The sequence below is a fragment of the Kitasatospora sp. NPDC051170 genome (assembly GCF_044455705.1).
In the GTDB taxonomy this organism is placed as follows: Bacteria; Actinomycetota; Actinomycetes; order Streptomycetales; family Streptomycetaceae; genus Kitasatospora.
This window is the reverse complement of sequence record NZ_JBITFA010000001.1, coordinates 411,863-432,504: the sequence shown is the minus strand read 5'-3', so window position 1 is coordinate 432,504 and position 20,642 is coordinate 411,863. Positions and strand designations below refer to the sequence as shown.

Annotated in this window: 13 protein-coding genes; 8 read left to right on the top strand and 5 right to left on the bottom strand. The window is 72.4% G+C overall.

Going from position 1 to position 20,642, the window contains the following annotated elements:
- Positions 1-7: 7 nt before the first annotated feature.
- Positions 8-505 (bottom strand): phosphoribosyltransferase, encoded by a 498-nt coding sequence (locus ACIBCA_RS01950; protein WP_396280817.1) that lies wholly within the window; start codon positions 503-505, stop codon positions 8-10.
- 227 nt (positions 506-732) lie between these two features.
- Here ACIBCA_RS01950 and ACIBCA_RS01945 point away from each other — a divergent pair, with 227 nt between their 5' ends.
- The gene (locus tag ACIBCA_RS01945; RefSeq protein WP_396280816.1) at positions 733-1,824 is read left to right on the top strand and encodes a pentapeptide repeat-containing protein; all 1,092 of its coding nucleotides are present in this window, start codon (positions 733-735) and stop codon (positions 1,822-1,824) included.
- Positions 1,825-1,900: 76 nt separating this feature from the next.
- On the opposite strand, the gene ACIBCA_RS01940 is transcribed toward ACIBCA_RS01945, so the two are convergent.
- From ACIBCA_RS01940 to ACIBCA_RS01930, 3 genes are all read right to left on the bottom strand, one after another.
- Positions 1,901-3,172: an MAB_1171c family putative transporter gene (locus ACIBCA_RS01940; RefSeq protein ID WP_396280815.1), complete on the bottom strand. Its 1,272-nt coding sequence runs from the start codon at positions 3,170-3,172 to the stop codon at positions 1,901-1,903.
- The gene (locus ACIBCA_RS01935; RefSeq protein WP_396280814.1) at positions 3,159-3,617 is read right to left on the bottom strand and encodes a hypothetical protein; all 459 of its coding nucleotides are present in this window, start codon (positions 3,615-3,617) and stop codon (positions 3,159-3,161) included. Before ACIBCA_RS01935 ends, ACIBCA_RS01940 begins: the two co-directional genes overlap by 14 nt.
- Positions 3,618-3,728: 111 nt before the next feature.
- Positions 3,729-4,157, bottom strand: coding sequence for a helix-turn-helix domain-containing protein (locus ACIBCA_RS01930; RefSeq protein ID WP_396280813.1), 429 nt, complete (start codon positions 4,155-4,157; stop codon positions 3,729-3,731).
- A gap of 224 nt (positions 4,158-4,381) precedes the next feature.
- On the opposite strand from ACIBCA_RS01930, the gene ACIBCA_RS01925 reads away from it, so the two are divergent.
- Positions 4,382-4,972 carry a hypothetical protein gene (locus ACIBCA_RS01925; RefSeq protein WP_396280811.1) on the top strand — a complete coding sequence of 197 codons (591 nt, stop codon included), beginning with the start codon at positions 4,382-4,384 and terminating at the stop codon, positions 4,970-4,972.
- Here ACIBCA_RS01925 and ACIBCA_RS01920 read toward each other — a convergent pair.
- Positions 4,969-5,448 carry a hypothetical protein gene (locus tag ACIBCA_RS01920; protein ID WP_396280809.1) on the bottom strand — a complete coding sequence of 160 codons (480 nt, stop codon included), beginning with the start codon at positions 5,446-5,448 and terminating at the stop codon, positions 4,969-4,971. The genes ACIBCA_RS01925 and ACIBCA_RS01920 overlap by 4 nt on opposite strands.
- 83 nt (positions 5,449-5,531) lie before the next feature.
- On the opposite strand from ACIBCA_RS01920, the gene ACIBCA_RS01915 reads away from it, so the two are divergent.
- The 6 genes from ACIBCA_RS01915 to ACIBCA_RS01890 all read left to right on the top strand — a co-directional run bounded on the left by ACIBCA_RS01915 (position 5,532) and on the right by ACIBCA_RS01890 (position 20,582).
- Entirely contained in the window at positions 5,532-6,494 is a 963-nt protein-coding gene (locus ACIBCA_RS01915; protein WP_396280807.1) for an alpha/beta hydrolase, read from the top strand.
- Between the two features lie 164 nt (positions 6,495-6,658).
- Positions 6,659-7,453: an ArsR/SmtB family transcription factor gene (locus ACIBCA_RS01910; RefSeq protein WP_396280805.1), complete on the top strand. Its 795-nt coding sequence runs from the start codon at positions 6,659-6,661 to the stop codon at positions 7,451-7,453.
- A 134-nt stretch (positions 7,454-7,587) separates the two neighbouring features.
- Positions 7,588-8,796, top strand: a complete 1,209-nt coding sequence (locus ACIBCA_RS01905; protein WP_396280804.1) for a 4-hydroxybenzoate 3-monooxygenase — start codon at positions 7,588-7,590, stop codon at positions 8,794-8,796.
- 73 nt (positions 8,797-8,869) lie between these two features.
- Positions 8,870-10,597 carry a methyltransferase gene (locus tag ACIBCA_RS01900; RefSeq protein ID WP_396280803.1) on the top strand — a complete coding sequence of 576 codons (1,728 nt, stop codon included), beginning with the start codon at positions 8,870-8,872 and terminating at the stop codon, positions 10,595-10,597.
- Between the two features lie 185 nt (positions 10,598-10,782).
- Positions 10,783-12,483, top strand: a complete 1,701-nt coding sequence (locus ACIBCA_RS01895; RefSeq protein WP_396280801.1) for a DUF885 domain-containing protein — start codon at positions 10,783-10,785, stop codon at positions 12,481-12,483.
- Between the two features lie 293 nt (positions 12,484-12,776).
- Positions 12,777-20,582 carry a hypothetical protein gene (locus ACIBCA_RS01890; protein WP_396280799.1) on the top strand — a complete coding sequence of 2,602 codons (7,806 nt, stop codon included), beginning with the start codon at positions 12,777-12,779 and terminating at the stop codon, positions 20,580-20,582.
- Positions 20,583-20,642 lie beyond the last annotated feature (60 nt).

Sequence of the window (20,642 nt, the reverse complement as noted above, 5' to 3'; positions counted from 1 at the left end):
GGCGGGCTCAGGCGTCGAGCACCTGGCTGTCGCGCCGCACGACCGGTGGTTCCGTCGACCAGGGGAAGTTGATCCAGTCGTCGGTCTTCTTCCACACGTACTCGCACTGCACCAGCGAGTGCGACTTCTCGTAGATGACGGCCGAGCGCACCTCGGCGACGTGCTCGACGCAGAAGTCGTGCACCAGCTTCAGCGTCTTGCCGGTGTCGGCCACGTCGTCGGCGATCAGGACCTTCTTGCCGGAGAAGTCGATCGCATCGGGCACGGGCGCCAGCATCACCGGCATCTCCAGCGTCGTGCCCACCCCGGTGTAGAACTCGACGTTCACCAGGTGCAGATTCTTGCAGTCCAGCGCGTACGCCAGCCCGCCCGCCACGAACACCCCACCCCGGGCGATGCTCAGGATCAGGTCGGGCTCGAACCCGTCGTCGGCGATCGCCTGCGCGAGTTCGCGCACCGCCCGGCCGAAGGTCTGGTAGTCCAGCGTCTCGCGGATGTCAGTCACAGCGACCAGTGTCCCCGTCCATCCGCCCGGCGGCGAGCACCGGCGCGCGCCCGGGTGGAAGCGGACCGCTCGAAGTCGACGCCGGGGCCTCCATCGTGACCGTCTACCGGGCTCGGAGCGACGACGACGCGTCCGTCGCCCCTATGACCACGGCCACTGCCTCACCGCGTTCGGCCCTGTTCTAGGATCCGGTGGCTATGGGGGACTCTGTGCGTGACCGTCGGCGCGTGGCTCGCGTCGCCGCTGTGGCGTCGGGCGTGGTGGCCGTACTGGTCGCGCTCTTCGTCGTGCTGCTGGTCCTTCCGGGGTTCGTGGTGGACCACGACCTCGCCGGTGATCACGTCGCCGCCGCCGACCGGTTGAGCGCCGTGAACAACGTGCGCACCACACTGTTGCAGGCGGTCGGTGGCGGGGTCGTCCTGTTCGGCGCCTACGCCACCTGGCGGCAGTTGCGCGTCAGCCAGGAGGGGTTGAACGCGACCAGGGAAGGCCAGGTCACCGATCGGTTCAGCCGGGCCGTGGAACAGCTCGGCAGCGAGAAGCTGGACGTACGGATCGGCGGCATCCACGCGCTGTGGCGGATCGCGGACCACTCCGGGCGCGACCACGAGGCGGTCGTCTCGATCATGGCGGCGTACCTCCGGACGCACCTGCCGTGGCCGCCGGTGGATCCCGACGCGTCCGTCAACGCGCTGCGCCCGCTGGAGACCCGGGCTGCGGACGCCCAGGCGGCGCTGACCTGTCTCGGGGTGCTGGGGCAGGAGCGCGCTCCGGGGTGGCTGAACGTCAGCTTCACCGACCTTCGGCGGGCCGACTGCGACGGGCTGTGGCTGGGCGGCGTCAACCTCGACGGCACGTGCCTGGAGGCGGCGAGCGTGTACCAGGTCGACCTGAGCGGGGCGTCGCTGATCGCGGCCAACCTGCGGCACGCCGAACTCGGGACCTCCGTCCTGCGGCAGGCCCGCTGCGTCGAGGCCGACCTGCGCGGCGCACGCCTGGTCAAGGCGGACCTGGGCGGGGCGGACCTCTCGGGTGCGGACCTGCGGGAGGCGAACCTGCGCAAGGCCCGCGCCCACGGAGCCGTGTTCGCCGGCGCGGACCTGCGGGCGGCCGACCTGCGGGCCAGCGACCTGCGCGGAGCGGACCTGCGGCAGGCGAGACTCGAAGGCGCGCTGGCCAGCGACCTGACGCTCTGGCCGGCCGGATTCGACGCCCACGCGGCCGGGGCCGTCCTCACCGCGGACCCCGGCGCCGAACCGGACAACCCGCTGCCCGCCGCCGCGATCACGAGGCAGGCCCCGCCCCTGGCCTCGGGCTGACGCCCGGGGGCGTCCATCGCCCACCTGCGGGCCAGGTGGGCGGCCCAGAAGGACGGGCGGTCGCCGCATCCGTCGGTCAGCACCCGCCCAGACCACCCGTATCCGCCGCCGGACTCCGCCCGCCGGTCCCTTCCGCCGCCGCGAGGACGTTGCCCGCGGCCGCCTGCACCCAGGGGTCGGCGCGCAGCCGCTGGAGGGTGAGCAGGGCCTGCGCCTCGGTGTCGAGGTCGGCCTCGCCCGTCCACGGGGGGCTCTCCTGCGGGCCGGTGCAGGGCAGTCCGGCGGGCCTGGCGCGCAGGGCGAGTTCGAGGTGCAGGGCCTCGGCCGCCAGGTGGGTGTCGGCCCGCCCGGTCCGCAGTTCGGCGACGGCGGCCTCGGCCAGTTCCGGGGAGACGTATCCGGCCAACTCCCATTGGGCGTCACGGATTTCGATCGTCCGGCGGTAGAGCTTGCGCTCGATGCCCCGGAGGTCGAGCAGGTCCGCGAGGGGCGTTCGCGCGGGGCCGAGGACGTGCCCGGGTGCGGCGCGGTCGAGGAGGGCCCACAGGGGGCGGAGGCGGTGGTAGTGGAGGAGGCGGCGCAGGAAGACGGTGGCGCGGTAGGCGGCGGGGATGAGCAGTCCGAGGCCGAAGAGGGCCAGGGTGCCTTCCAGGAGCAGGGCCGGGATGGTGTTCAGGTACGGGCGCATCAGCGGGTAGGGCAGGCCGAAGCCGTGGGTGACCAGGTACCAGCAGCGCACCGCCACGTAGACCAGGCCCGTCAGGCACCCGGCGACGACCAGGCGCAGGGCGACGCGGTGCAGCCGGGTGCCGGCGGTGCGTACCCGGGGGCGGACGAGGAGGCCCGCGAGGACCAGCCCGGTCGCCAGGCAGGCCTGGTACAGCAGCTGGTAGGTGATGACGAGCGGTGAGGTGCCCTGCCAGCAGCCGAAGTCGGGATGGTCGGGGGCGCGCGGCACGGGGACGAACAGGGCGACCAGGGCCAACGCGCGGACGGCGAGCAGTAGTTGGGATCCCCGGAGCTTGCGCCTGGCAGGCGCGCCCGCTCCCGTGAGTACGGCGGCCAGTTCCAGGACGGCGGCCACGGCGGCGACGCCCAGCAGGTGGCCCGCCAGGATGGCGCCGTCGGGGACGCCGGTGAGCCCGTCGAACCAGCGCCGCATGCCGTACCCGCTGAGGGTGGCGGCTCCGCTGACGGACAGGAGCAGGAGGGCGGCCGGTCGGCGGCGCGGCGAGCGGCTGAAGCGGGCCGCGAGCAGCAGGGCGGTGAGCCAGAGGCTCGTCAGGATGACCGGCCACACCGGGTCGGGCTGGGCGTCGACGACCCCGAGGATCTCAGAACAGTTCATCGAGATCCCCCAGGGGGCTGAGGGCGGCGCCGGGCCAGCCCGCGCGTTCGAGGATGAGCGCGGCCATGAGCTCGGCCTCCTCCTCCTGGGGGCTCGAGTAGCCCCCTCGGGCCAGGACACGTCCGACCATGGCGGGGTCGAGGCTGGAGAACATCGGCGTGAGCTCGGCGCCGCCGAGGCCCGTGTGTTCGCAGAGCATGTGGCCGAGTTCGTGCAGGACGATGTTCTGGCGGTGCAGCGCGCTGGTGCCGTGGGCGTGGAAGACGTAGTCGACGGTCGGGGTGGCGATCCACATCCCGCAGGGTTGGCCCGGCCCGGGCGGTCCGGGCAGGGGGAGCAGGTGCAGCGGCCGTCCGCGCTCCCGGGCCAGTCGCTCGCACAGGGCCTCGACGCTGAACGGGCGCGGGATGGCGAGGTCGTGGATCCGGGCGCGCAGATCGCGCACGCGTCGCCGTCCCAGTGCCATGGACGCCCCCCGATGTCGTCGCGTGTCAGGCTAGCGACATCGGGGGCGTTGCGTCGGACTGTCCGAAGATCGGATCTGACTGGAGATCGGCTACGCGGGGCCGTCCCCCTCGGGCAGCCCCTCCAGCGAGCGGGCGTGCTCGACCATCGCCTGGATGGCGGCGAGCCCGCTGGGCGACAGGCCCGAGGCGCGCAGCGCTATGGCCCGCACCGGGGCGTCCCGCAGCGCGGCGAGGAGCTCGAGCTGGGCGTCGACGGCGGTGGTGTCCTCGTCGAGGAAGTAGGACGCGGGGACGCCGAAGAACTTGGCGAGCCCTTCGAGATGACGCATCGTCGGGTTGTCGCGGACGCCCTTGCGCAGCTGCCAGACGTACGTGTGGGAGATCGTCGTGCCGGCCTCGCGGATGGCGGTGGCGACCTCCTCGTACGTGTACTCCTCCCGGCCCGCCGGATGCACGGTGCGGAAGAGCCGGTCGAGCCGCTCGGCCAGCGAAGCGGGACCTGACTGCTGCTCGGGCACGGTGCACCTCCATGACGTTCTCGCTGGTCAAGTGTAGGTGACGGGCGCCTCCTGCGGACCGGCGGTTGACAGGGCGTCGAACGTCCATAAACTCAGATTTACGAGACGGGCCGAAGTCGTCAACTGGCAACCGTTCCATGGGAGATGACCGAGCCTGCCTCCGTCGCACAGCAGCCGTGGCGCCACGCCGCGGTCCAACGTGAACAGCCAACGGAGGAACCATCGTGAGGAACATCGTCAAGCCCGCCCTGGCACTCGCCGCCCTGGCACTCGCTGCGGCCACCAGCGCCGCCCCCGCCGCCGTCGCCGCCGAGGCGCGGCCGGCCGGCACCGCATCCATTGCCAGCGTCGGCAACGGGACGAACCTGAAGTCCGGCCTGGACTTCGCCTGGATACACCTCCAGCCGAGCTACAACACCGAGCACCTGGTCGTGAACCGGGGCGACAACCTCTCCGCCGTCTGCGCGACGTACGCGGGCGGGGAGTGGTGGAACCTGATCTTCGACAGCAACAAGACCTTCGCCGGGTACACCCTGGCGAGCTACCTGACCGCCCCGACGCGGACCGACTGCAACAACATCGGCGTCCGGGGCACCGTCACCGGCGAGACGTGGGTGCACATGTACCCGCACGCCGACTGGGCCTACCTGGTGGCCAACAACGGCGACGCGGTCGCGCCGATCTGCTACGTGGGGAACACGGACACCGACGGACAGTGGCACCTGTTCGACCTGGTCGTCGACCGCAGCAACCAGGTCGCCGGCTTCGCCGTGGACTTCGCGGTGACCGCCCCCACGCCGAGTTACGCCTGCTAGACCTGCTTCAACCCCGCTGAGGCGGGACAGCCCTGCACGGGAAGTCGGCCCGGCCGACTTCCCGTGCAGGGCCCGTCGGCGCCGATCGCGAATCCGGACGCCTCGTCCCAGGCGACGGCGCCCCACAGGTCGACGAGCGCCGCCCAGAGGTGATCGACGAGCGGCCAGTCGGGCGAGTCCCCGCTGAGGGTGATCGTGGCGAGCAGGTCGCAGCCCCAGATGCCGTGCTCGTCCTCGGGCGAGGCTTCGATCACCGACTCCGCGATCCAGGCCACCCCCACCTGCACCTCGAGGGTCAGCGAGTCGGCCGACCCGCTCATCCCCAGCGCGTACGCGGCGACCTCGTCGACGAACGGGCCGCGCCCCTCCGCCCGCAGCGGCACACCGGCGGAGAGCAGTTCGTCCAGCAGGCGGTCCAGCGCCTCCAGTCCGTTCTCCTCGCCCGACCGGCAGAAGAACGTCAGCCGGTATGCCATGGTCGGTTCCCCCATCTCCTGACGCGTCTCAACCGGGCCAGGATAATGGCGGATGTTCGCAGGTCGGGGGAGGGGAGTACGAGGTGGACGGACGGGCGGTGCCTCCGCTGGACCCGGAGGTGGCGGCGGCGGTCGGCGGCGGGGTGCGGGAGGTGCTCACCCCGGAGAACCTGGTGGCCTGGCAGGAGCGTGACGCCACCGCCCGGCCCAGGCCGACGCTCGAACTGCTGCGGGACGGCGGCCGGTTCGAGGTGGAGGAACTGCGCGCTCCCCGGGCGGACGGCGAGGGCGAGGTCACGCTGGTCAGCGCACGGCCCGCCGGGGCGGACGGGCCGCTGCCGCTGCTGTACTACCTGCACGGCGGCGGGATGGTGATGGGCAACGCCTGGTCCGTGCTGCCGCGCCTGCTGGACGGCTGGGCATGGGAGTTGGGGCTCGCGGTCGTCTCCGTCGAGTACCGCCTGGCACCCGGAACCCGCTATCCCGGGGCGCTGGAGGACTGCTACGCCGGGCTCGCCTGGATGGTCGAGCAGGCGGGCGTGGACCCGCACCGCGTGGTCATCGGCGGGAAGAGCGCCGGAGGCGGGCTCGCCGCGGCCCTCGCCCTGCTCGCCCGGGACCGCGGCGGCCCGGCCGCGATCGGCCAGCTGCTGCTGAGCCCGATGCTCGACGACCGCGGCGAGACCTTCTCCGCCCACCAGATGGCCGGCCACGACACCTGGGACCGCGCCTCCAACGCCACCGCCTGGCAGGCCGCCCTCGGCGCCCGCTACGGCACCGTCGACCTCCCGCCGTACGCCGCCCCGGCCCGCGCCACCGACCTCTCCGGCCTGCCCCCGGCCTACATCGAGGTCGGCTCCGCCGAAACCTTCCGCGACGAGGGCGTCACCTACGCCGACGCCATCTGGAAGTCCGGCGGCGCCGCCGAACTCCACGTCTGGCCCGGCGCCTGCCACGGCTTCGACACCCTCGCCCCCGCCGCCACCCTCAGTCACGACGCCCACGCCACCCGCACCCGCTGGCTGCGCCGCATCCTCCAGTGCTGAACGCCGTCGGCGGCCCAGGGCCGGCCCCGATCCTCTGATGGGCGCACCCCCGGCCCCTGCGGTCACAGCCGCACCGCTTGACAGGCAGCCTTCCGGCTGCCTAATTTAAAGGCAGCCGAAAGGCTGCATATATCGAGAGGCGGCGATCACGGGTGCGGGCGGGCATGGACGAGGTGTTCAAGGCGCTGGCGGACCCGAGCCGGCGGGCGTTGCTGGACAGTCTCAACGTCCGGAACGGGCAGACGTTGCGGGAGCTGTGCGGCGGGCTCGACATGGCGAGGCAGTCCGTGAGCAAGCACCTGGCGGTGCTGGAGGAGGCCGGGCTCGTCACGGCCGTGCGGCGGGGGCGGGAGAAGCTGCACTACCTCAACGCCGCGCCCGTGCACGAGATCGCCCACCGGTGGATCAGCCGTTATGACCGGGCCAGGGTCCAAGCCCTGGCGGACCTGAAACTCGCCCTGGAGGAGAGTCCGATGGACGCGCCGACCTTCGTCTACACCACGTACATCCGCACCACCCCGCAGAAGCTCTGGCAGGCGCTGACCGAGCCCGAGTTCACCCGGCGCTACTGGGCCACGGCCTTCACCACGGACTGGGCCGCGGGCTCGGAGATGACCTGGGACAACCACGGCGTGCTGATCAGCGACCCGGAGCAGGTCGTGCTGGAGTCGGAGCCCTTCACCAAGCTCGCCTACACCTGGCACACCATGACCCCGGAGCTCGCCGAGCGCTTCGAGTGGAACGAGGAGTTCTTCGCCAAGCTGGCCGAGGAGCCCCGTTCGAAGGTCACCTTCACCATCGAGGAGGCGGTCGAGCACGTGGTGAAGCTGACCGTCGTGCACGACGGCTTCGCGCCCGGCTCGACCCTCGCCGAGATGGTCGGCCAGGGCTGGCCGGACGTGATCGCCAGCCTCAAGACCCTGCTGGAGACGGGGGAGCCGCTGCCGCAGGTGTTCTGAGCTGGGCGTTGCGGCCCGTCACTGCTGCGGTGGCGGGCCGCTTTCGCGTCGACATGGTGGGGTTGTCCGACTTTTCACCGTTGGGGGTGATCACGGATGCTCCGTACACCTGAGGTGGCTACGCTCCAACCTTTGTGACGAATCATCAGTACTTTCGAACAGATCAGGACTCCGCCGCGGTCGTCGTCCTCGGCGCCGGAGTCGCCGGGCTGACCCTCGCCAACCTGTTGCAGACGGCGGGGGTCGAGTGCGTCGTCCTCGAGCGCGCCACCCGCGACCACGTCCAGACCCGGGCCCGCGCCGGCTTCCTCGCCCCCGGCACCGTACGCGCCCTGGAGCGCCACGGCCTGGCCGAGGGCCTGCGCCGCCGCGGAGTGCCCCACGGCACCTGCGAGTTCCGCACCAGGAGCGGGGCCTTCCGCCTCGACTACCGGCAGCTGGGGCTGCGCGAGCACCACACCGTCTACCCCCAGCAGGACCTGGTCACCGACCTGCTCGCGCACTACCTGGCGGGCGGGGGAGAGGTCCGCTTCGAGACGCGGGCCGTGAGCGTGGACGGCGCCGACGGGGAGCGGCCCACCGTCACCGTCCGTGACGCCGAGGGGCGCCCCGGCCGCTGGGGCGCCCGGTACGTCGCCGGCTGCGACGGCCGTCACGGCGCCGCCCGGGACTCCCTGCCCCCGACCGCCCGCCGCCACCGGCGCGACCACGGCGTCACCTGGCTGGGCCTGCTCGCCGAGGCGCCGCCCAGCCTGGACGCCGTCGGCTACGCGCTGCACGAGCGCGGCTTCGCCGGGCACATGGCCCGCACCCCCGAGATCACCCGCTACTACCTGCAGTGCGCACCCGGCACCCCGGCCGACGCCTGGAGCGAGCAGCGGATCTGGGACGAGCTGGACCGGCGCATGTACGCGGCCGAGCACGGCCCGCTGCGGCGCGGCCCGGTCGTCCAGCGCAGCGTCATAGCGCTCGAGTCGGACGTCGTCGAACCGCTGCGCCACGGCTCGCTCCTGCTGGCCGGCGACGCCGCCAGCCTCCTCAGCCCCTCGGGCGCCAAGGGCGCCAATCTCGCCGTGCTGGAGGCCGAACTCCTCGCAGGCGCGCTCGTCGACGACCTCGTCCACGGCGAGCCGGCGTCGCTGGAGCAATATTCCCGGCGATCCCTGGAGTACATCTGGCGGGCCCAGGAGTTCTCCCACTGGATGGTCCAACTCCTGCACGCCCCAAGCGAGTCCGAGAGCGAGGCGTCGTTCGAAACGGCACTGCGCGACGCCCGGATCGACGCGCTGCGCACCTCACGCACCCACCAGGACTGGTTCGCCGAGAACTACCTCGGCCTCTGAACGAGACCACCGTACGAGTCCACCGTACGAGAAGCCACGCCGGCCCCCACGCCTGCGGAAGGACACCCGCACCATGACGACCACCATCGAGGACACGGCGCGCCTGCGCGCGACCGCCGACTTCGTCCGGGAGCACGACACCGCCACGCTGCTCCCGCTCCTGCTGCCCGGCCTCGAAGGCCCCGAACTGCGGGCCCTGGCCGACCACTGCCGCTTCGCCCACGCCGCGCTGCTGGTCTTCCCGCCGGACGACGAGACCCTGCGCGCCCAACTGGCCGCCTGCGCCCTCGATCCCGAGGCCCGGTTACAGCCCAGCGTCGTGGTCCGCGGCCGCCTGGCCCGCCGCCACCGCCTCGACGAGGCCACGCTGGAGGTGGCCATCGCGCACCCGGCCGTCCCCGGCCCCCGCCCGGGCGGAACCGAGGACGAGGAGGCTCCGCGCACCGTCGAGGTGTTCGTCCTGACCGTGCCGCCCGGCTCGGACCTGGCCCACCTCGCCGCCCACGAGCGCGAGCACCAGCACGAGGCCCACCTCGCCTTCGAGGTCCGCCGCCCGGACGCGCTGCTCCTGCGCGGCCTCTGTGCCCTGCTCACCCGCCACGGCGCGGCCCCGGACGGCGGCGGCTACACCCCGCACGAGGACGCCACCGTCCTGTACTTCACCGCCCCCGCCGGCTCCACGGCCGGGTACCGGCGCATCGAGCTCCACGCCCACGGCGCCCATCACGCCGTCCTCGCCGACCATCTCCGGGAGGAGGACGACGCCCACCCTGCTGAAACGCTCCTGCGCCGTCTGACCGGCGCCTGGACCACCCAGGCCCTCGCCACCGGCGCCCGCATGGGCCTGCCCGACGCCCTGGACACCCGCGCCGCCACCCCCCTCGACACGCTCGCCCCGGCCCTCGGCGCCCACCCCAGAGCCCTGGCCACCCTCCTGGGCTACCTCGCCATGGCGGGCGTGGTCACCCAACACCCGGACGGCTACCGGCTCACCGAGACCGGCACCCTGCTGCGCGCCGACGCCGACGGTTCGATGCGGCCGCTGGCGCTGATGTACGGCGGCCCGTTCTACCGGTCCTTCGGCGCCCTGGAGCACAGCGTGCGCACCGGGGAACCCGCCTTCGACCACCTCTTCGGCGAGCACCACTTCGAGCACTTCGCCCGCGACCCCGAGCTCGCCGACCTGTTCGACCGCTCCATGGCCGCCTCCTCCCGCATGTTCGACCCCCTGCCCGCCCACCCGGCCGTCACGGGGGCCCGTACCGTCGTGGACGTCGCCGGCGGCAACGGCGAACTGCTCGAACGCCTCCTCACCGCCGACCCCGGCCTGCACGGCGTCCTGCTGGAACGCCCCCACGCCGTCGAGGCCGCCCGCCGCCGCCTCGACGCGAAGGGCCTCGGCCCGCGCTGCTCGTACGTCACGGGCGACTTCGCCGACGTCCCCGCCGACGCCGACCTGTACCTCCTGTCCCGGGTGCTGCACGACTGGGAGGACGAGCGCTGCGTCGAGATCCTGCGCCACCTGGCCCGCGCGATGCCCGCCCACGCGGACCTGCTCGTCGTCGAGCGGCTGCTGCCCGAGGACGGCTCGCCCTCGCTGGCCACCGCCTGGGACCTGCACATGCTCTGCAACACCGGCGGCCGCGAACGCCGCGCCGACCACTACGCCCGCCTCCTCGCCGAGGCGGGGCTGCGGCTGCTCGGCCACACCCCGCTGCCCCTGGAGGCCGCGGTACTCCATGTGCGCAGGGCGGACACGGCGGACGGGGCCGAAAGGACCAGCGGGGCCGAGCCCGGGTGACGGTACGTCGGGGGTGACCCCCGCTTGTGCGCAGCCGGCGCCGTTTGGGCCCGAGCTGTGGGGATCCGGGCCGCCCCGGCATGGATGCCGCAGGTACGGGCATCCGTCCGGGGCGGGCCGGTCCTGACCGAGTGAGCGCGGCAAAGCCCTGACAGCCCGTCGGCGGATCGGCCACGATGGAGGGCATGCCGCAGCCACCGACGTCCGCCCGCACGATCGCCGACCAGCACGTCGCCCGGGCCGCAGCCCTCGACCCGGCGACCGCGACCAGGCTCGGCCTGCACCCCGACGACGACCGGCAGCCGGACCTGTCCCCGGACGGCTTCCAGGCGCAGGCCGACCTGGCCCGCTCGACACTGGCCGCACTCGACGCACTCGCCGCCGCCGACCCGGACCCGGACCCGGAGGCCGACGCGGACGCCGAGCGCGCCTGCGCCCGCCTCCTGCGCGAACGGCTGACCGCCGAACTCGCCCTCCACGAGGCCGGGGACCACCTCCGCGAACTGCGCAACGTCAACTCCCCGCTGCACAAGGTGCGGGGCGTCTTCACCCTGATGCCCACCGACACCGACGAGCACTGGGCCACCGTCGCCGGACGCCTGCGCCACGTCCCCGGCGCCCTCGACGGCTACCGGGCGACCCTGACCGAAGGCATCACCCGCGGACTGCTCTGCGCACCGCGCCAGGTACGGGCGGTCGCCGCCCAACTCGCCGCCTGGACCGGCGAGGACGGCGGCGGCCCCAGCTGGTTCGCCGCCTTCACGGCCGCCGGCCCCGCCCGGCTGCGCCCCGAACTGGACGCCGCCGCCGAGCGCGCCACCGCCGCCGTCTCCACCTTCCGCACCTGGCTCCTCGCCGTCTACCTGCCCGCCGCCGAAGGCACCCCGGACGCCGTCGGCCGCGAGCGCTACCTGCGCTCCGCCCGCTGGGCCACCGGCGCCGACCTCGACCCCGCCGAGGCGTACGCCTGGGCCTGGGAGGAGTTCCACCGCACGGCCGCCGAGATGCGGGCCGCGTCGCAGCACATCCTCCCCGGCGCCGGCGCCCGCGCCACCATGGACCACCTCAACCGGCACGGCCACGCCGTCGAGGGCGAGGAGAACATCCGCGCCTGGCTGCAGCAGATCGCCGACGAGGCGATCGAGGCCCTCCACGGCACCCACTTCGACCTCTCCGGCCCGCTGCGCCACGTCGAGACCAGGATCGCCCCGCCCGGAAGCTCCGGCGCGCCGTACTACAACGGCCCCAGCCTGGACTTCAGCCGCCCCGGCCGCACCTACCTGCCCACCCTCGGCCGGACCTCCTTCCCGACCTGGCAGCTCGTCAGCACCTGGTACCACGAGGCCGTCCCCGGCCACCACCTCCAGACGGCCCGCTGGACGGCCTGCGCCGACCGGCTCAGCCGCTACCAGATCACCCTCGGCGCGGTCAGCGCGGACAAGGAGGGCTGGGCGCTGTACGCGGAGCGCCTGATGGACGAGCTGGGCTTCCTCACCGACCCGGCCCGCCGCCTCGGCTACCTGGACAAGCAGATGCTCCGGATCATCCGCGTCATCGTCGACCTCGGCATGCACCTGGAACTCACGATCCCCGCCGCCTCGGGCTTTCACCCCGGCGAGCGCTGGACCCCGGAGCTCGCCACGGAGTTCATGGCCGCCCACCACGGCAGCTCCGCCGCCCGCCGCAGCAGCGAGATCGACCGCTACCTCGGCTGGCCCGGTCAGGCCATCGGCTACAAACTCGGCGAACGCGCCTGGCTGCACGGCCGCGAGGCCGCCCGCCGCCGTCTCGGCCCGGCCTTCGACCTCCGCGCCTGGCACACGGCCGCGCTCTCCCAGGGCTCGCTGGGCCTGGACGACCTGTCCGACCGGCTCGCCCGCGTCTGAGACTTCGCGACCGCCGCCCGAACTGAGAGTCCTACTGTGAGTTAATCGGCCCAGCTGTCGCCCACCCGGCCCTCGAAGGCGCCCGAACAGGTTGAGTTCGAACCGAGTTCGGGAGTCCGGCGGTGTGTTCGCCCGAGGGGGAGTGCTGCCCGCCCGCATAGTCATCCTGCCTTTTTGATCATTAAAGGCATTAGAGGCTGACCGGACAAGGGCAGGGTGGCATGGGCTTCCTCCGTCGAGTACGCGACCGCCAGTCGGCGGGCGCGCCCCGGGAGAGACGACGGACGGGCGGCGTGCTGCGCCGGCTCGCCAGGAGACGGCCGATCCTGGCGGGCCTGGTCGCCGCCGGACTCGTCCTCACCCTCACCCCGGTCTCCGAGGCCGGCACCGGGCACGGCCACGGTGCTGGTGCCGGTGCCGGTGCCGGTGTCGGCCACCGGGCCCAGCGCGCCCCGGGGGACACCCTCGACTGCACCGGCGGCGTGATCTACGGCATCGAGCAGACCCCCGGCGCCCCGTCCCGGCTCGTCTCCGTCCGCACGGGTGCGATCGGCCCCGCCCAGGTGACCCCGGCGCTCGTGAGCACCCTCCCCGCCGGGTCGTTCAGCGCCAACTCCCTGGGCATCACCAACGGCGGCACCGCCGCCTACGCGCTCAACTTCCCCGACGCCAACGGCACCGCGCTGGTGTACGCCTACACCGTCGCCACCGGCACCTGGGCGACGTACCCCGTGCAGCTCACCCAGCCCTTCTACGTGGCCGGGGCGGTCAACCCGGACAACGGGATCTACTACTTCGCCAACTACGGCGCGGGCACGGCGAGTTCCCCCGGCACGGGCACGCTCTACGGGTTCGACACCACGACCAACACGTTCATCGGCCAGGTGGGGACCTTCACCCTGCCCTTCAACAGCGCCAACTTCTCCAACGGCGACATCACCTTCGACGGCGCCGGCAACATGTACGTCCTGGTGCAGTCCGGCACGGACACCAACCTGGCGCTGGTCGACGGCCCGATGCCGACCACCGCCGGTTCGACGCGGCTGAACCTCCAGAAGCTGAGCACCATCTCCAACGCCGCCGGTGACCAGTACAACGGCGACGCGTTCGACAACTCCGGCAACCTGTACGTCTCCTTCAACAAGCGCCAGCCCGACGGTTCCACCCGCGCGCAGGTGGAGCAGATCAACCCGAACACCGGCAACGTCACGGCGGGCCCGTCCGCCAGCACCAGCACCGGCCTGATCACCGACCTCGGCTCCTGCGCGCTCAACCCGACCCTCGCGCTCCAGAAGAACGTGGTCGGCCGCTTCGCCCAGACCGCCACCTCCAACGACCAGTTCGCCCTCTCGATCACCGGCGGCGGCGTCACCGCGAACAACACGGCCACCACCGCCGGAACCGCCACCGGCATCCAGCCCCAGTCCGCCGGCCCGGTCATCGGCCGGCCCGCCCAGACCTACACCCTCACCGAGACCGGCACCTCCGGCGCGAACCTCGCCAACTACGCCACCACCTACGCCTGCGTCGACACCGCCAACGGCGACGCGGCCGTCGCCTCCGGCAGCGGGAGCACGATCAGCCTGCGCTTCCCCAACACCCAGGCGGGCAAGCGCAGTCCGAACGTCCTCTGCACGTTCACCAACACCCCCAAGCCGGCCAACCCGGCGCTGACGGTGGTCAAGACCGTGCAGGAGAAGCAGTTCACCGGGCCCGGGCAGGTGCTGCACTACGAGTTCGTCGTCACCAACACCGGCAACGTCACCCTCGCGAACGTGACGGTGAACGAGACGGAGTTCTCGGGCACGGGGACGAAGCCGACCGTGACCTGCCCCGCCGCCGCGAAGTCGATGGCGCCCGGTGCGGCGGTGACCTGCACCGCGAGCTACACCGTCACGCAGGCGGACATCGACGCCGGGAAGGTGACGAACGCGGCCACGGCGACGGGGACGCCGCCGAGCGGTCCGCCGCCGGTGTCGCCGCCCTCGCGGGTGGAGGTGCCGAGCCCGCCGAACCCGGCGATCACGATGGTGAAGAGCGCGCAGGAGAAGGCGTACGCCAAGGCCGGGGACGTCCTGCACTATGCGTTCGAGGTGACGAACACGGGGAACGTCACGCTGGCGAACGTGACGGTGAGTGAGACGGAGTTCTCGGGGACGGGGACGAAGCCGACGGTGACCTGCCCGGACGCGGCGAAGTCGCTGGCGCCGGGGGCGAAGGTGACGTGTACGGCGAGCTACGCGGTGACGCAGGCGGATGTGGACGCGGGGAAGGTGACGAACGCGGCGACGGCGACGGGGACGCCGCCGTCCGGTCCGCCGCCGGTGTCTCCGCCGTCGCGGGTGGAGGTGCCGAGTCCGCCGAGTCCGGCGATCGCGGTGGTGAAGAGCGCGCAGGAGAAGTCGTACGCGAAGGCGGGTGACGTCCTGCACTTCGAGTTCGCGGTCACCAACACGGGCAACGTCACCCTGGCGAACGTGGCGGTGAACGAGACGAGCTTCTCCGGGACCGGGCCGCAGCCGAAGGTCAGCTGTCCTGACGCCGCGAAGTCGCTCGCGCCCGGCGGGAAGGTGACCTGTACGGCGACGTACACGGTGACGCAGGCGGACGTGGACGCGGGGAAGGTGACGAACGCGGCGACGGCGACGGGTAATCCGCCGTCCGGTCCGCCGCCGGTGTCGCCGCCCTCGACGGTGGAGGTGCCGAGCCCGCCGGCCCCGGCGATCACGGTGGTGAAGTCCTCGAAGGAGCAGTCGTACGCCAAGGCCGGGGACGTTCTCCACTACGCGTTCGCGCTGACCAACACCGGGAACGTCACCCTGGCGAACGTGACGGTGAACGAGACGGAGTTCTCCGGCACCGGCCCGCACCCGACCGTGACCTGCCCGGACGCGGCGAAGTCGATGGCGCCCGGCGCGACCGTGACCTGCACCGCGAGCTACACCGTCACCCAGGCGGACATGGACGCGGGCAAGGTGACCAACGCCGCCACGGCCACGGGCACTCCGCCGTCCGGCCCGCCGCCGGTCTCGCCCCCGTCGCGGGTGGAGGTCCCGGGCGTGCCGAGCCCGGGGATCACCGTGGTGAAGTCCGTGCAGGAGAAGCAGTTCACCGGCCCAGGGCAGGTGCTGCACTACGAGTTCGTCGTCACCAACACCGGCAACGTCACCCTCGCGAACGTGACGGTGAACGAGACGGAGTTCTCGGGCACGGGGACGAAGCCGACCGTGACCTGCCCGGATGCCGCGAAGTCGATGGCCCCCGGTGCGGCGGTGACCTGCACCGCGACCTACTCCGTCACCCAGGCGGACATCGACGCGGGCAGGCTCACCAACGCGGCCACGTCCACGGGGACGCCGCCGAGCGGTCCGCCGCCGGTGTCGCCGCCGTCGCGGGTGGACGTGCCGAGCCCGCCGAATCCGGCGATCTCGGTGGTGAAGAGCGCGCAGGAGAAGTCGTACGCGAAGGCCGGGGACGTCCTGCACTACGACTTCGTGGTCACGAACACCGGCAACGTCACGCTCACGGATGTGGCGGTGAACGAGACCTCGTTCTCGGGTACCGGCCCCAAGCCGACGGTGACCTGCCCGGAGGCGGCGAAGTCGCTCGCCCCGGGCGCGAAGGTGACCTGTACCGCCACCTACACCGTCACGCAGGCGGACGTGGACGCGGGGAAGGTCACCAACGCGGCCACCTCGACGGGGAATCCGCCGTCCGGCCCGCCGCCGGTCTCGCCGCCCTCGGAGACGGAGGTGCCCAGCCCGCCGCGTCCGGCGGTCACGGTGGTGAAGTCGGCGCAGGAGAAGTCGTACGCGAAGGCGGGTGATGTCCTGCACTACGAGTTCCTGGTGACCAACACGGGCAACGTCACACTCAAGGACGTGACGGTGAACGAGACTTCGTTCTCGGGTACCGGTGCCAAGCCGAAGGTGACGTGCCCCGATGAGGCCAAGTCCCTTGCGCCCGGGGCGAAGGTGACGTGTACGGCGACGTACACGGTGACGCAGGCGGATGTGGACGCGGGGAAGGTGACGAACGCGGCCACGGCGACGGGCAATCCGCCCTCCGGTCCGCCGCCGGTGTCGCCGCCCTCGGAGACGGAGGTGCCCAGCCCGCCGAGTCCGGCGGTCACGGTGGTGAAGAGCGCGCAGGAGAAGTCGTACGCGAAGGCCGGCGATGTCCTGCACTACGAGTTCGTCGTCACCAACACCGGCAACGTCACCCTGACGGGTGTCACGGTGAACGAGACGAGCTTCTCCGGCACGGGTACGAAGCCGAGCGTCGCCTGCCCGGAGGCGGCGAAGTCTCTCGCTCCGGGTGGGAAGGTGACCTGTACCGCGACCTACGCCGTCACGCAGGCGGATGTGGATGCGGGGAAGGTGACCAACGCGGCCACGGCGACGGGCAATCCGCCGTCCGGTCCGCCGCCGGTGTCCCCGCCCTCCGAGACGGAGGTGCCCAGCCCGCCGAGCCCGGCGGTCACGGTGGTGAAGAGCGCGCAGGAGAAGTCCTACGCGAAGGCGGGTGACGTCCTGCACTACGCGTTCGTCGTCACCAACACCGGCAACGTCACCCTCGCCGACGTGACGGTCAACGAGAGCAGCTTCTCGGGCACCGGCACGAAGCCGGCCATCACCTGCCCCGACGAAGCCAAGTCGATGGCGCCCGGTGCGAAGGTGACCTGTACCGCGACCTACGCCGTCACCCAGGCGGACGTGGACGCGGGCAAGGTGACCAACGCGGCCACCACGACCGGGAATCCTCCCTCGGGCCCGCCGCCGGTCTCGCCCCCGTCCGAGACCGAGGTGCCGAGCACCCCGAGCCCGGCGATCACGGTGGTGAAGTCGGTGCAGGAGCAGCGGTTCACCGGCCCCGGGCAGGTGCTGCACTACGAGTTCGTGGTGACCAACACGGGCAACGTCACCCTCAAGGACGTCACGGTGAACGAGACGGAGTTCTCGGGCACGGGCACCAAGCCGACCGTGACCTGCCCGGACGAGGCGAAGTCGATGGCTCCGGGCACGAAGGTGACGTGCACGGCCACGTACTCCGTCACCCAGGCCGACATCGACGCGGGCCGGGTGACGAACGCGGCCACGTCCACGGGGACGCCGCCGTCCGGTCCGCCGCCGGTGTCGCCGCCGTCGCGGGTGGATGTGCCGAGCCCGCCGAGTCCGGCGATCACCGTGGTGAAGTCCGCGCAGGAGAAGTCGTACGCGAAGGCGGGTGACGTCCTGCACTACGAGTTCGTCGTCACCAACACGGGCAACGTCACCCTCGCCGACGTGTCGGTGAGCGAGACGAGCTTCTCCGGCACGGGCACGAAGCCCGTCGTCACCTGCCCTGACGCCGCCAAGTCCCTGGCGCCCGAGGCGAAGGTGACCTGCACGGCGACGTACACCGTCACGCAGGCGGACGTGGACGCGGGGAAGGTGACCAACGCGGCCACCTCGACGGGCAATCCGCCGTCCGGTCCGCCGCCGGTGTCGCCGCCCTCGGAGACGGAGGTGCCCAGCCAGCCGAGTCCGGCGGTCACGGTGGTGAAGTCGGCGCAGGAGAAGTCCTACGCCAAGGCCGGGGACGTCCTGCACTACGACTTCCTGGTGACCAACACCGGCAACGTCACACTCAAGGACGTGACGGTGAACGAGACTTCGTTCTCGGGCACGGGCGCCAAGCCCACCATCACCTGCCCGGACACCGCCAAGTCGCTGGCCCCCGGCGCCAACGTGACGTGCAAGGCCACCTACACGGTGACGCAGGCGGACGTGGACGCGGGGAAGGTCACCAACGCGGCCACGGCGACGGGCAATCCGCCGTCCGGTCCGCCGCCGGTATCGCCGCCCTCGGAGACGGAGGTGCCCAGCCCGCCGAGCCCGGCGGTCACGGTGGTGAAGTCGGCGCAGGAGAAGTCGTTCGCGAAGGCGGGTGACGTCCTGCACTACGCGTTCGTCGTCACCAACACCGGCAACGTCACCCTCGCCGACGTGACGGTCAACGAGACCGGCTTCTCGGGCACCGGCGCGAAGCCTGCCATCACCTGCCCTGACGCGGCGAAGTCCATGGCGCCCGGCGCGAAGGTGACCTGCACGGCGACGTACGCCGTCACCCAGGCGGACGTCGACGCCGGAAAGGTGACCAACGCGGCCACGGCGACGGGCAATCCGCCGTCCGGCCCGCCGCCGGTCTCACCGCCGTCCCAGACCGAGGTCCCGAGCCCGCCGGCCCCGGCGATCACGGTCGTGAAGTCGGTGCAGGAGCAGCAGTTCACCGGCCCCGGCCAGGTGCTGCACTACGCGTTCGTGGTGACCAACACGGGCAACGTCACCCTCGCGGACGTGGCGGTGACGGAGACCGAGTTCTCCGGCACGGGCACCAAGCCGGCGGTGACCTGCCCGGATGAGGCGAAGTCGATGGCTCCGGGCGCGAAGGTGACCTGCACCGCCGGCTACACGGTCACGCAGGCGGATGTGGACGCGGGCAAGGTGACGAACGCGGCCACGGCCACCGGCACTCCGCCGTCCGGCCCGCCGCCGGTCTCGCCGCCGTCGCGGGTCGAGGTGCCCAGCCCGCCGGGCCCGGCGATCACGGTGGCGAAGTCCTCGAAGGAGCAGTCGTACGCGAAGGCCGGGGACGTCCTGCACTACGACTTCGTGGTGACCAACACCGGCAACGTCACACTCAAGGACGTGACGGTGAACGAGACGGAGTTCTCGGGCACGGGCGCCAAGCCCACCATCACCTGCCCGGACACCGCCAAGTCCCTCGCCCCGGGCATCGGCGTCACCTGCACGGCCACCTACACGGTGACGCAGGCCGACGTGGACGCGGGCAAGGTCACCAATGCGGCGACGGCCACCGGCACTCCGCCCTCCGGCCCGCCGCCGGTCTCGCCCCCGTCGGAGACCGAGGTCCCCAGCCCGCCGAAGCCCGCGATCGCCCTGGTGAAGACGGTGGAGGAGCAGCAGCTCACCGCGCCGGGCGAGGTGCTGCACTACCACTTCGTCGTGACCAACACCGGCAACGTCACCCTGACCGACGTGACGGTCAACGAGACGAGCTTCTCCGGCACCGGCACCAAGCCCACCATCACCTGCCCGGACACCGCCAAGTCGCTGGCCCCCGGCGCCGGCGTCACCTGCACGGCCACCTACACCGTGACCCAGGCCGACGTGGACGCGGGCAAGGTGACCAACGCGGCCACCGCCACCGGCACCCCGCCGAGCGGCCCGCCGCCGGTCTCGCCCCCGGCCGGGGCCCAGGTGCCGGCCGATCCGAGCCCGGCGATCACCGTGGTGAAGACGGTGAGGGAGAAGCAGCTCACCGCTCCCGGCCAGCAGCTGGACTACGAGTTCGTGGTGACCAACATCGGCAACGTGACGCTCAAGGACGTGACGGTGAACGAGACGGCCTTCAGCGGCACGGGCACCCGGCCCGCGATCACCTGCCCCGACGGCGCGAAGTCGATGGCGCCGGGCGCCGCGTTGACCTGCAGGGCGACGTACTCCGTCACCCAGGACGACATCGACGCGGGCAAGGTGACCAACGCGGCCACGGCCACGGGCACCCCGCCCTCCGGCCCGCCGCCGGTCTCGCCGCCGTCCCGGGCCGAGGTGCCGGGTGTGCCAAACCCGGCCCTCACCCTGGTCAAGTCGGCCCAGGAGAAGGCGTACGCCAAGCCGGGCGACCTCCTCCACTACGAGTTCGTGGTGACCAACACCGGCAATGTGACGCTCAAGGACGCGACGGTGACCGAGACGGCCTTCAGCGGCACGGGCACCCGGCCCACCATCACCTGCCCGCCCGCCGCCAAGTCCCTGGCCCCCGGCGCGAGGACGACCTGCACGGCCACGTACGCCGTCACCCAGGCCGACCTGAACGCGGGCAAGGTCACCAACACCGCCACCGCCACGGGCACCCCGCCCAGCGGCTCCCCGCCGGTCTCGCCCCCGTCCCGCGCGGAGGTCCCCGGCACGTCCAACTCCCTTCCCCCGACCGGCGACAGCACCAGCGCCGCTCTGCTCGCGACGGCCGCAGCCCTGGTGACGGCCGGAGGCGGAACCCTCGCCATCGCCCGTAGGAGGCGCCGCCGGCACTGATCGCAACCGCCCCTGCCGGAGGCCGGAACCGGCACCCGAGACGGCGGGCCCCGCCATCCA

What these genes read in the sequence shown, in the direction of transcription:
- ACIBCA_RS01900 (WP_396280803.1), top strand. Translation starts at nt 8,870, where the DNA reads ATGACGACCACCATCGAGGACACGGCGCGCCTGCGCGCGACCGCCGAC.
- ACIBCA_RS01910 (WP_396280805.1), top strand. Translation starts at nt 6,659, where the DNA reads ATGGACGAGGTGTTCAAGGCGCTGGCGGACCCGAGCCGGCGGGCGTTG.
- ACIBCA_RS01895 (WP_396280801.1), top strand. Translation starts at nt 10,783, where the DNA reads ATGCCGCAGCCACCGACGTCCGCCCGCACGATCGCCGACCAGCACGTC.
- ACIBCA_RS01940 (WP_396280815.1), bottom strand. Translation starts at nt 3,172, where the DNA reads ATGAACTGTTCTGAGATCCTCGGGGTCGTCGACGCCCAGCCCGACCCG.
- ACIBCA_RS01920 (WP_396280809.1), bottom strand. Translation starts at nt 5,448, where the DNA reads ATGGCATACCGGCTGACGTTCTTCTGCCGGTCGGGCGAGGAGAACGGA.